Annotated in this window: 11 protein-coding genes, 1 tRNA gene and 1 pseudogene; 5 read left to right on the top strand and 8 right to left on the bottom strand. The window is 57.9% G+C overall.

What is annotated here, in order from left to right:
* Positions 1–261: 261 nt before the first annotated feature.
* The gene (locus tag SLH49_RS14135; RefSeq protein ID WP_320269768.1) at positions 262–1,746 is read right to left on the bottom strand and encodes a peroxidase family protein; all 1,485 of its coding nucleotides are present in this window, start codon (positions 1,744–1,746) and stop codon (positions 262–264) included.
* Positions 1,747–1,913: 167 nt separating this feature from the next.
* Here SLH49_RS14135 and SLH49_RS14130 point away from each other — a divergent pair.
* Positions 1,914–1,990: transfer RNA gene (locus SLH49_RS14130), tRNA-Arg, on the top strand.
* 357 nt (positions 1,991–2,347) lie between these two features.
* Here the strand turns inward: SLH49_RS14130 and SLH49_RS14125 are convergent.
* Positions 2,348–3,667 (bottom strand): hypothetical protein, encoded by a 1,320-nt coding sequence (locus SLH49_RS14125; protein WP_320269767.1) that lies wholly within the window; start codon positions 3,665–3,667, stop codon positions 2,348–2,350.
* 135 nt (positions 3,668–3,802) lie between these two features.
* Between SLH49_RS14125 and SLH49_RS14120 the strand changes: the two genes are divergently transcribed.
* Positions 3,803–4,687, top strand: coding sequence for a LysR family transcriptional regulator (locus SLH49_RS14120; protein ID WP_320269766.1), 885 nt, complete (start codon positions 3,803–3,805; stop codon positions 4,685–4,687).
* Positions 4,688–4,718: 31 nt separating this feature from the next.
* Here SLH49_RS14120 and SLH49_RS14115 read toward each other — a convergent pair whose 3' ends face one another.
* The 4 genes from SLH49_RS14115 to SLH49_RS14100 are packed head-to-tail and all read right to left on the bottom strand — an operon-like array spanning position 4,719 to position 7,632.
* A complete protein-coding gene (locus tag SLH49_RS14115) occupies positions 4,719–5,495 on the bottom strand; it encodes an SDR family oxidoreductase (protein ID WP_320269765.1) in 777 nt (258 codons plus the stop codon).
* Between the two features lie 49 nt (positions 5,496–5,544).
* Entirely contained in the window at positions 5,545–6,225 is a 681-nt protein-coding gene (locus tag SLH49_RS14110; protein ID WP_320269764.1) for a YceI family protein, read from the bottom strand.
* 31 nt (positions 6,226–6,256) lie between these two features.
* Positions 6,257–6,913 carry a glutathione S-transferase family protein gene (locus SLH49_RS14105; RefSeq protein ID WP_320269763.1) on the bottom strand — a complete coding sequence of 219 codons (657 nt, stop codon included), beginning with the start codon at positions 6,911–6,913 and terminating at the stop codon, positions 6,257–6,259.
* Positions 6,910–7,632, bottom strand: coding sequence for an FMN-dependent NADH-azoreductase (locus SLH49_RS14100; protein WP_320269762.1), 723 nt, complete (start codon positions 7,630–7,632; stop codon positions 6,910–6,912). Before SLH49_RS14100 ends, SLH49_RS14105 begins: the two co-directional genes overlap by 4 nt.
* A gap of 32 nt (positions 7,633–7,664) precedes the next feature.
* On the opposite strand from SLH49_RS14100, the gene SLH49_RS14095 reads away from it, so the two are divergent.
* Positions 7,665–8,561 (top strand): LysR family transcriptional regulator, encoded by an 897-nt coding sequence (locus SLH49_RS14095; RefSeq protein WP_320269761.1) that lies wholly within the window; start codon positions 7,665–7,667, stop codon positions 8,559–8,561.
* A 164-nt stretch (positions 8,562–8,725) separates the two neighbouring features.
* Here the strand turns inward: SLH49_RS14095 and SLH49_RS22380 are convergent.
* A pseudogene (locus SLH49_RS22380) lies at positions 8,726–9,348 on the bottom strand (DUF4345 domain-containing protein).
* On the opposite strand from SLH49_RS22380, the gene SLH49_RS14090 reads away from it, so the two are divergent.
* Positions 9,259–9,621: a MarR family winged helix-turn-helix transcriptional regulator gene (locus SLH49_RS14090; RefSeq protein ID WP_320269760.1), complete on the top strand. Its 363-nt coding sequence runs from the start codon at positions 9,259–9,261 to the stop codon at positions 9,619–9,621. The pseudogene SLH49_RS22380 and the gene SLH49_RS14090 overlap by 90 nt on opposite strands.
* Positions 9,622–9,830: 209 nt before the next feature.
* On the opposite strand, the gene SLH49_RS14085 is transcribed toward SLH49_RS14090, so the two are convergent.
* Positions 9,831–10,661 (bottom strand): LysR family transcriptional regulator, encoded by an 831-nt coding sequence (locus SLH49_RS14085; RefSeq protein WP_320269759.1) that lies wholly within the window; start codon positions 10,659–10,661, stop codon positions 9,831–9,833.
* Between the two features lie 112 nt (positions 10,662–10,773).
* Here SLH49_RS14085 and SLH49_RS14080 point away from each other — a divergent pair, with 112 nt between their 5' ends.
* Positions 10,774–11,622 (top strand): hypothetical protein, encoded by an 849-nt coding sequence (locus SLH49_RS14080; RefSeq protein WP_320269758.1) that lies wholly within the window; start codon positions 10,774–10,776, stop codon positions 11,620–11,622.
* The last annotated feature ends 32 nt before the right edge of the window (positions 11,623–11,654 follow it).

Genomic DNA, 11,654 nt, shown 5'->3' with positions numbered 1-11,654 from the left:
TTACCAATCTCGCCCCTGTGAGCGATCTGAAACGAAAAGAAGCCGGTTCTTGCGCGAATCCCTCGCCCTATGACCGGCCAGTGCGGATCGTAGATCGAATGTTCGGTTTCGCGCAGGCGGAAATTGGTTCCCTAAAATAGGGACGGCGGCTTTGTCCGCAACTCAGTCTCCGAACCCGAAAAGTCAAAATTATGGCTGATAGATGGTTTCGCAGGTTGGCAGTGTGGTAGAGCGCGCACGATTGCCGTGCGCGCCCAATCTTCAGTGTTTTTCTGGACCGCAATAGAGGTCTTCGCGGTTCTTCACGTGATCGCGGTGCTTTTCGACGAACTGCATGACATTGGCCATCGTGCATTCGTCGCCGAAACCGGACCAGGGCTCAAACCCGTGCAGGTTCAGGATGCTTTCCGGATCCTCACGCAGCAGCCGTACAAAGACCGAAGCGACGATCTTGCCGCCCACGCCGGTCAGACGCCCTTTGCCTTTCTCCTGCGCTTCTTGCAGCAGATAGAACCAAAGAGGCGTCTTGTCGATGTGACGCTCTTTCAGCGCCTTTGGCGTATCCAGTACATGCAGGCCCAGTTTGCGGGCCATCTGCTGACCTGAGGGAATCTGCATCGCCGTGCGATCACGCAAAATGTTCCGCAGACCGAGCTTCTTTGCCTGCTCAAGCGGGATCTCATGCTCGCCCCATGTCAGGCCGGACCCGACAATATTGTCGGGCAGCTCGAACAGGGTTTCCGCCATCTTGGTCCCGACGGGCAGAGCTTTCTGCGCATGTTTGCCAAAGAACTGATCCAGCTCAATCGTCGCACCTGGGTCGCGGGGACCAAAGCCGCGCAGGGCAAAGAGGTCCAAGGGTGCCTCACCCTTGCGCATCACATATTGCGGCTGAACGGTCGCATGCCCGAACCGAAATCCGGCAACCGAGAACTCCGCTGGCATCATCGGCGCATCCGGGAAGATGTCATGAGCCAGTGCATGATCAATGTCATCCTGATCGACGAAGGCGGGCAGGAATTCATGCAGCACAAGCCATTGATAATGCAGCCGGATGAAGCGGCGGACCTGCTCAAACCCTTGCAGCTTTGGCGGCAGGATATCGTGCCAGACCTCGCTCCGCACACCCATCTGGGCGCAATCAGCGATGTCATGCGCGTTGTCATCACCCTCATGAATATGCGTCATCAGGATGTTGTGCAGGCAGATGAACGCCCCCTGTATCTGGCTGACGATGATGTTCTCGTCATTGCGGAAATCGCCAATCAGAGCCGTTCCCTTGCAATTGCGGGCAAGGTCGTAAGGGTTGTCCTTGCGTCCAAAAAGCAGAAAGTTTTCAGTGCCTTCTGCGTGGGAGTAGAGGTAGTTTGAGGCCTCCGGTCCGTCGCCATAGACGCAATCAAGGTCCAAGTTCGGCGTGCGCACATTCCGGATGGAACGCGGATCAATCGCCGTCCCGATAGCGCTCGTCGTGTCAAGCGTGATGTCGTGGTCGATGAACTGACCAAAGAAGGTCATGCCCGCATCGGCCGGGCCATCTTCCACCTTCGTGGTGCGCATGGTTTCGACAAGGGCGTCGAATGCATCGACAATATGCGCCTTGGTCAGGTTGCCCGTGACAGGGTTTTGATGGCCAAGATAGCCAAAGACCTGAGGTAGAGGGCGGGGATCATTCGTTGCGTGCTGCTTGAGACATTCGTTCAGAAACAGATCGTAACGCGACATCCCGTGGGCTGTCTTACTCATATCTTTTCTCCAAAATGGTTTTTCAAAAAGAGCACGTGCGAGCGGAAAAAAAGAATGCCGCACGATGGGCGCAGCATGGCATCGCTGACCGATCCTGCAAGTCAGGTTTCCCAGACCTGCGATTGCCCATTGCAGGACGGTTAGGGCGATGCTAGTTGGGCGGCTAGGCACCCGTAGCTCAGCTGGATAGAGCGCTGCCCTCCGAAGGCAGAGGCCAGAGGTTCGAATCCTCTCGGGTGCGCCAATAAAGCAAAGCTACCATGATTTTCCGTTTTGGCGCCGGGTCCCGTTTCAGTCCAAAACGGACACTGATTGATGCGCTGTGATCGGACAGTTGGCGGACAAACCGGACTCGTGCAGACGCCGCCAGCGCTTGCGCAGCATCCCTTTGCGGTTACCGTACATTTTTTGCCGCCTTGCAACCAACGTCACCAGATCAGCCATTCGCTATTGTCAATTTCTACCTAACCGAGACGGCACTTTTGTCACCCGGAGCTTTCATTGACGATTTGTTTGCTTTCCACCAATCCTGTAACCTTATTAGGCTGTGATAGACCGCCACATTTGAACTACGCGGCGGTCCAGCCTTGCGCCAATATCGTCAATTCACCAACGTGGTGGAGTGCGGTCCATGGGGTACGGGGATGCTCTTGCGCGTTTGCACCAGTTTTGGGTTGTCTCCCTCAACGAGGCGCCAGAAGTCGATCGAACCGCCTGCTGGGCCGCCTTCCAACTGGTCGTAATTCAAGACCATGACGTAATTGCCAGACGCATCAAAGGCAGCGGCTTCAGGGAGGATACCGTAATAGGCGTATGTTCCGACGGTTTCCATCATGCCCGTCGTAGGATTCAGGTCGATGAGGGTGAGTGACGAATAGGGCGTATGGCGCGGATCATCTGCTGGCGCATAGGATACCTCCAGGTTGGTGGTCACCACCCATTCACCATCGGGCGAGATCGCGATGCCTTCGGGGGAACGGGCCGTCATCCCGCGGTCAACGATAACATGTCGCGGTGCGTCGTCTCCGCTTGCCTGTCCCAGACGGATGGTTGTCACGTCGCCCTCTGGTGCCTCGGTCCAGATGCCGGTGATGTCCGGGCCCCAGTAGAGGTTCGATGTCAGATAAAGAGCACCGTCCGGGGAAAAGCGGCCCATGAACGGGTATTTGGACGTCAGAACGGAGTTTCCGTACTGCTCCAGCGTCACCGCATCGCCATCGCGGGTGAAGCGGGCAAAGTGGATGACGGCCTGATCCACCATATGGATCGCCACGATATCCTCGGTTGGGTGCCACTCGACATGGCTCACCCGTTGAGACGGGTCCATTGCAGGCAAGCTGGCATGGCTGACCTCGCCCAAGCCGCCACCTGACAGCGGGACGAAGGCGATCCCGCGCCCATCCGATTGATGCAAAGCGACAGCGACCATGCTGCCATCCGGGCTGATCGACAACCCGTCGGGGCGCGAACCGACTTCGACCTCGCCAACGATTGCAGGCGCAGCAAGATCAGAGATATCTACCAAGGTCAATGAGCCGCCCGGGGTGAGATCTCCGAAAGATGTACCGCCGTCGGCACGCGGTCCGAAACTCTCGGAAACGACAGCAAAGCGCCCGTCCGGTGTAACGGCAACAGCGGTGGGCGCGCCAGCGACTGAGTTTGAGACCTCGACTTGCGCGACGGACATGTCCGCAAGCGACAGCACGGTCAGTGCATCTGGCGTTTCGGGAGCGCCCAATTGGCCGTTGACGTAAGCAGATGCGACCATGTCGCCGTCGTGAATTGATACCAGCGCGCGGCCTTCAATGCCGGGCAAGGATGTCAGATGGCCATCTGCGGCGACCGGGCTTCCGGTCAGTAGGATAGCACTTCCGGTCACGACGTTTGCGCAGATATGGGGATGGAAAGAGAGAATTGGCATGACGCCTCCGTTGATTGAATGACGGGCGGTGCTTCTTGACCGCCTGTGAGGCTTCATGTGGGTCACTCTTAACGTTTCTGAATTTGGAAGTTTTGGCTTATTGTTTGCTTCAGACAAATAATAAGAGAGATTGTTTTGGAGTATCGGCGCCTGCAACTGTTCCTCGCGCTCGCGGATGAGCTTCACTTTCGCCGTGCAGCCACCCGTTGTAACGTCACACCGTCTGTACTGACAGAACAACTGAAGCGGTTAGAAGATGAGTTAGGTGGTCCGCTGTTTTCGCGCACAACGCGCAGTGTCGCGCTCACGCCGCTTGGGAGTGCGTTCCGTGTTGAAGCGCGCGCCGCACTTGACCGCTTGGCGCAAGCGAAACTTGCTGCCAAGCATTTTGTTGCTGGTGGAAACCGGACGCTGCGCATGTCTTTCACCCCTGCATTCATGTCGGAGATACCGCGCGTCCTTGCCGCTTTTCGCGCGCTTCACCCCGAGACGAAGCTCTTTGTGCAGGAGATGGGCACGGTTGAAGCGGAAAGCGCGCTTGGGCGGCGCGAGATCGATCTGGCATTGTTGCATCCGCCACTGGATCGCGCGGACCTTTTGCTATGCGACCTTCAGCCAAAGCCTTTGGAGGCCGTCTACGATCCAAAGGTTTTCGCGCTTCGCGATGACGTGCCGCTGCAAGATGTACTTACACACCCCCTGATCTGGCATCCGCATCACAGGGCGCCCCGTCTAACCGCAACACTCTTTGCACGTGCCGAAGCATGCGGATGCCTGCCCCATATTGTCGCCGAAGCGGGAAGCTGGGCCGCAGCACAGGTAATGGCCGCCGGAGGGGTTGGCGTCGCGCTGCTTCCAACCGGTATTGTCACAGAGGGTCGGTCCAACGCCGCTGTTTCCGCGATCGACGCGCACCCGCTCAGCTTGGAATGCGCCGTCGCGACCCGCAGAAATGACGCGGACGATCCGCTGCTGACGGACCTCACCAGGCTGCTCTCGGACGCCGCAACGGCGCATTGACCAAAACAATCGGCGCTGTTCGGACGTCAGTTTATGACGCCATGCCGACCGCCGCCCGGCCTTCTTCAACCTTCAAGGAGAAGTCTGTCCCAAGCCATTTGTCCGCATCGGGCGTCGTCAGGAACGCAATGGCCTTCGCAACCCAATCGGGCGTGATGTGGCTTTCCCAAGGGATCTGGCTGACGGGATTGATGCCAGAGGCGCGGATCTGCCGCTGCATCTCTGTCGCGACCGTGCCGGGGCTGAGGCCAAAAACGCGGACACCCGACCCATGGGCTTCCTTATGCGCGACACCCGTCAATCGCTGCACTGCAGCCTTGGAGGCGCAGTAATGCGACCAGCCTTCAAGGGCCGAATTTGCAGCACCTGAGGAGATGTTTACGATCGTACCCCCGCTATCCTGCCCAGCCATGACGGGCATCGCGTGCCGCAAGCCGTGATAGACACCTTTGATGTTAACGTCGATGATATTGCCCCACGCCGTGGGGTCGCTGTCCGCAATCCGAAAGATCGGATCGATCAGGCCCGCATTGTTCACCAGCAAATCCAGTCGCCCGGTTGCATCAACGGTCGTGGCGATCAGTTTCGCCACGGCGTTGTCATCCGCAACATCGGTCGCCAAGGCATGCGCCTTCCCACCCGCATCAAGGATTTCAGCTGCAATTCTGTTGATAGCATCCGCAGAGCGCGCGGCGAGGACCACATGAGCGCCGAGGCTGGCGAGATGACGGGCCGTTGCTTCACCGATGCCGCGAGAGGCGCCAGTGATAACGGCTGTCTTGTTGTTGAGGTCGGGACAGGTCGTCATGGGTTCTTCTCCAATTCTTTATGGTCTTTCGTGGTTCTGCGCCCTTGGTTCAGCCCTCATTCGGGCCGGTGAAGCCTTCCACGTAGCCCCAGTTGCAAGGCACGTTCGTGGCCAGCGTGTCGGCAGGCACGGTCGTGCAGTCGACAAGGTCCACATGAATGTCGAGGTCAATCTCCAGCCCGGTGGGTGAACCGGGAAACGCAATGAAGTCCATGCCCCAATCGGTTCGGGTAATCGTCCCAGTTGCCTCAAAAGACGCAGTGCGGATTTCATTGTAACTCGGGATGAAGTCCGGATAGGTCCGGTCAGCGACAAGCGTGAAGTCGAGCGTGATGGGTGCCGTGACACCCAGCATCGTCAGCGTTCCGTCCATCATGCCTTCGGTCTCTGAGGTCATGGTGATTTCGCCGGATGTGAACGTGACTGTAGGAAACTCGGAAACGTTGAGGTAATCCGCATTGCGGATATGGTTGTCGCGCCCCGCATGGTTGGAGTTCACCGAGGCAGCATCGACGGTCACGGTGATGCTTGAATTCGCCGGATCATCCTCATCTATCAGAAAGGTGCCTTCGAAGTTGTCAAATCGGCCAAGGGTACGCGCGAGGTCCATGTGATCGATTTCCCAGCCGATATGCGCATGGCCAAGGTCGAGCGTCCATTCCCGCTGCTCTGCAAAGATCGGGCTGGCAGCGAGAGCGGTGGCAAGCATGGTGGTCATTGTCTTCATCATCGTGTGATCTCCTCGTGTGAATGTTTGGTTGTCATTTGTCTTCCCAATGCGGCGGATGCGTACTGGCGACGCCCGGCAGTGCGGTCAGGCGCGCGTCCCAAGCAGCCAGTGCAGGACGTGCGGTTACGAGGCCGCGTAGTGCTTTGGGTGGGTCTGCGCTGAGCGCGACGCCCCGCCCGATCCAGCGCAGCGCAGGATAAAGCCAGATGTCAGACGCCATCGGGCGCTCACCACCAAGAAAGGCGGTCGATGCAAGGCGTGCATCCAAGTGATTGGCTTCGCGTTCGAGCACGTCCACTGACTCGGTCGGCACAGGCCGCCCCCGGATCAATCCCTGCGCAGCCGCCGTCACAGCGGGGCGCAGATCACCCTCCATCAGCATCACGTCCTGCCAAATGGCTGCAGCACCCCGATGATCATTGCCCCAGATCGGTTGATCCGGGAAGGCACGATCCAGCCAGGCCAGGATCGCGAGGCTCTCGCGGAGCACGATGTCTCCTGCAACGATGGTCGGCACCTGTCCCTTCGGATTGAGCGCCAGATAGGCCGGGTCGCGGTTCTCGCCAGCGCCGTGGTAGAGATGCCGCGCATCAAATGCGACGCCCTTGATCACAAGGGCCAGCATCACCCGCCAGGCCGGTGGACTTCCGGATATCCAGTAAAGCGTTGGACAATCTGGCGACATCATGCGACCTGGGTGACGGGCACGCGTGCGTCGATCTCGGCCAGTGCGGTGTTGAGGCGTTCGGTGGCATCCGGCGCAGTTGTCCCCTCGACCGCGAAGACTTCCACCGACATCAGCCCAATGAAATTCAGCACACCAGTCAGGTATGGCCGCAGAAAGTCGTAGCTTTCCAATGGACCGCCGGGCCCATAGCCCGTCGCGCCGTAGCTGAGCGCAAGATAGGTCGGGCGATCCTTAAGAAGACCCGCGAACTGTCCCTCCTCATAAGAGAAGGTTTGGCCGATGCGAACGATCTGGTCGATCCAGGCTTTCAGCGCTGAAGGCAGCGAAAAATTGTAGATCGGCGCTGAAAGCACGATGGCGTCTGCTTCACGCAACTCCACAATCAGTGCATCCGACAGCGCGGTCGCATTGCGCAGCGTATCTGTCATTGCTTCCGGCGGGGTGTAGTACCCCTTGATCGTGTCGTTGGTGATATGCGCAATCGGCTCTGCCATCAGATCACGTTGCAGCACTTGTGCATCAGGGTTACTCGCAAGAAGCTGTGCGGAGATGTGGTCAGCCATAGCGCGGCTAAACGAACCCTCGGAAAGAGAGCCTTCCGGTGCGGCAGGGCGTGATGAACTGTCAATGCGTAGAATGCGGGTCATGGCGAGGTCTCCTGTCTGGTTGATCTCAACATGAGTGCCGCGCATCTTGCCGGAAACCTGCTCTTGTGACATTCTCTCGTGCGCACTGCGCACGAAAGGTCGTCATGGAACTTGCACTGCTCCAGACATTCTCAGATGTCACCCGCCGCGGCTCTTTTGCCGCCGTGGCCCGAGACGAAGGGGTCGATCCGTCCTCGGTTTCACGGCGCGTGGCGGCGTTGGAAGAAGTCCTGGGTCTGGCGCTTTTTGAGCGGACAACGCGGCGGCTGGCGCTTACCGAAGCCGGGCGTATCTATCTGGATCGCGTCGGACCAATCCTGGAAGGACTTGCTGAAGCGGCGGACACAGCCCGTGACGCGGTCACCGAGCCGTCAGGACTTTTGCGGGTCACGACGTCGGTTGCGTTTGGGGAGCGCTGGCTCACGCCACGGTTGGCCGGTTTCCGCATGCTGTTCCCGCGGGTCCAGATTGAACTCATCCTCAGTGACGGTCAGATCGACATTGCAGCCGAAGGCATTGATGTGGCCCTACGGTTGGGGTCCAATCTGCAGGGTACTTTCGTGGTTTCAAAGCTATTCGACGTCCGCTATCGCGCGGTGGCGGCACCAGGCTATCTTAACCGAATGGGACGGCCGGCGCACCCTGCGGATCTAAAGGATCATGATGCCATCCACTTTGCGCTCCCGCGGTTCGGGTCGGCATGGCGTTTCCGCGTCACTCCAGGTTCAAGACCTATCGAAGTCCAGCCGCGTCCTGCTTTGGCGATTTCCAACGCGTTGGCGATACGACGCGCGGCGCTAGAAGGTTTGGGCGTTGCGCTGTTGGCTGACTGGACAGTCTCGGATGATCTTGAACGGGGGAGGCTAGTTGACCTCTTCCCCGAACATGAGGGCAGCGCGACGGACTTCTACACCGCTGTCTGGACCGTCTACGCAAGCCGCCACTACATGCCCGCACGATTGCGGGCTTTCCTTGATTATGTGCGCGACTACCGTGTTTAGTGTGCTGGATCCTGAGTGGCCAAGAACAAGAGGAATGACCGGAACGCCGGCAGCCGACGCGACATGGTCAAATGGCCGTCAGGTTCTGCATTGCGCCAGTCTTGCAAGGAACACAACGAACCCACATGGTTCGGTTTGCAATGGCGACTTCCGCCGACGGTCTCTCAATTCGAGGATGGCTCAAACAGCGACCGCCGAGCAACGGCTGACTGCCATGCGATCAGCAGGGGTATGAGCAATTCAAGGATCAATGCAGCGACGATTGGCGCATCGGGCACGTCAACTTGGGCCATCGATAAGAGCCGCCCCAGACCGCCCAGGAACATGACCCCGGCAATGATCCGAAACAGTGTTGAGTGATCCTCGATCGCGGTATCATATACCAGAACATGACAGCAAGGCCGAAAAACCAAGTGAACTGGAAGCGGATATGGCTGTCGATGTTCGGGCTCACGTGCTCTGCCGGCATGTGGATTGGAGCCCCAACCCAGAAGTTGAGCACGCCGAAAACCTGGGGGATGATTGTGTGGATGCCAAGGGCAGCTTGTAGACCTCGTCTCGTTTTCGGGGTCCAATAAAAATCTGTACGGATAATCGTAATGTATGATGATCGGTATACGAGTATCGCATAGTTTTGTAGTGCCGACTTGCAGCCTACGCTTGTGAATCCCGCGACACGTGACTTTGGAGAATTGCGATGGATGCTCAGATTGAAACCTTGCAAGAGGCAATTGTCACAATGGTGCGCATGCTGAAGATCGTGGAGCCCGAAGTTGAGACCGCGCATGGGCAACTAAAACTTGCCGCGACAGACATTCATACGATGCGCTTTGTTGCGGCCAATCCTGGGTGCCCTTCCGTCAGGATTGCCGCGTTTTTGGGTGTCGGGCCAACCACGATGTCGAGCGCTCTCAAGCGCCTCGAAGAACGCAGCGTCCTTTGCAGGAATCGGACTGAGACCAATCGCCCGATAGTGTTAGCCGAACTGACGGATGAGGGAGAAGCTACATTTGATGCTATCCTGTCGGAAGAGCGAATGATTTCGACCGCTATGCTTTGAGGTCTTTCGGAGGCGCGAAGACATGAATTCGCGGATGATATGGCGACCATTGCGCGCAACGCGGATCCTGATCGTGATGCTGAACCAGACGGTGTAGCTGCCGTTTACAGACAGCGCAGATCACCGAGGCCAAGGCAGTCGCTCGAAGACGAAAGCAATGCGGAAGGTTGACGCTCGCCGCGCTTCCGCTGTCGGCCGACGGGGTCGTATCACGACCGTCTGCAGATCTCTATCAACGCGCGCACCATGGGGCGGCGATCAAGGCTACGCCAGACGATGCTCGTTCCTAGCTCTGCTTTGAGCGGCGCTCCACCTGGACAGGTTTCTGATCGATTGAACGGACTGGGGAAGCCTTCCGGGACCACAAACGGACCGTATCCCGCATGTGACATCACGATCGCGCCAATCGCCGTATCCACTTCCGCCAGGGCGTCCGCTTCGACGCCGGCTGGCTCATGACGATCAAGCTCTGCAACCAGAACCGGTGCATCGCGTCGGGTATATCGAATGGTGGGTGGTCGATCATGGGGCGAGGCCATCGCGTCGTATTTCACGAGGCGTTGTGACATGAGCGGAAGTTCGGAAAGCCCCGCCTGATGTACTGGCGGATGGAGGAAAGCGACATCGATCAGGTTCTGTTCAACCTGCGCTTCCAAGGTGGAGGATATACTCTCGGTTAGTCTCACACGGGCAAAGGCATTTTCTTCGCGAAACGCTTTTAGGATCGGAACAACGACCTGAACAGCAGCAATCTGGGTCATTCCAATCCGCAGGTGTTGGCCAAGACCGCGATCTGCATCCCGTGCCACCTCGACTGAGCGATCAGCCATGTCGATGATCCGCTGTGCGGCATCGATGAAGGCATCACCGGCAGGTGTTGGTTTGGCTCCGCGCCTGCCACGCTCGAAGAGGCGAACTCCAAGGTTTTCCTCAATACGCCGCAGCCGCGCCGTGAGGGCAGGCTGCGAGATACCAAGGATTTCGGACGCCTGAGAAAAGCTTTTCTCCTCGCTGAGGGCGACGACACATCGATAATCCATGACCGAAAACATCCATAATCTTTCCTTATAGAATTTGTCGAAAACCTCAGTTTTCGGTTCCGACAGTTAAGCCATATCGCAGGAAAGGAAAGCCAGAGAACAGGAGACCCCTATGAAAACCACCGTTGCTTCAATCGCGCTCGTCGCCTCCGCAACACTTGCGCAGGCCGACGATATCAGCGCCCTCTCGACCACTTTCGACGATGCGTCAGCGCTCGAAGCCTGGTCGGAACACCTGCCCGATGGCTTTACGCGGAAATGGCAAGAACCGCGGGTCGAGGACGGCAGGCTTGTCTTGCAACCGGTGTCCTCTGGCTGGTTCGAAGACAATCAAGCAGGCCATCTTTACCATCAGATCAGCGGTGATTTCATCGCAACTACGCGGATTGAGGTGACTGGTATTGAGGCTGACCTCCCTCAGACGTCCTTCTCGCTGGCAGGCCTGTTTGTTCGTGCACCTCGAGAGGTCTCCGCCGCAACCTGGATACCGGGACAGGAAAATTGGCTTTTCTTCTCAATTGGTACAGCGGCTCCAGCCGGTGAGCCACACTACGAACTGAAGACAACGACCAATTCGCTCTCGACCCTGCAGATTCTTCCTGCGCCGACAGGCTCAGTCGACCTGCGTATTGCCCGCCACGGCGAGATCTTCACACTGCTTACACGGCCTGCAGGACAGGAATGGGAAGTGGTTGAACAGATCATACGACCTGACCTGCCCTTGGTTTTAAATGTCGGTCTCACTGCCTATGCGGACTATGACAGTGTGGCTCCCATCTATCCCAACTTCCAGCTCTACAATACAGAAGGTGCACCGACTGAAAACGCAGACCTGATCGCCCATGTCGACAGTTTCAATATTCGGCGTCCCGCAACTGGTCGTCTGCCCATTGCTAATATCGATGCTCCTGCATTCCTCGATGTGATCGCGCAACGCCGCGACGATGTGATGGCCGACTAAAGAAGAACATGATGGAATTCAATCGTAGAAAC

This window comes from Cognatiyoonia sp. IB215446 (assembly GCF_033963825.1).
In the GTDB taxonomy this organism is placed as follows: Bacteria; Pseudomonadota; Alphaproteobacteria; order Rhodobacterales; family Rhodobacteraceae; genus Yoonia.
Note: the sequence above shows the minus strand (reverse complement) of the source record. Positions and strands in the feature narration are given on the sequence as shown.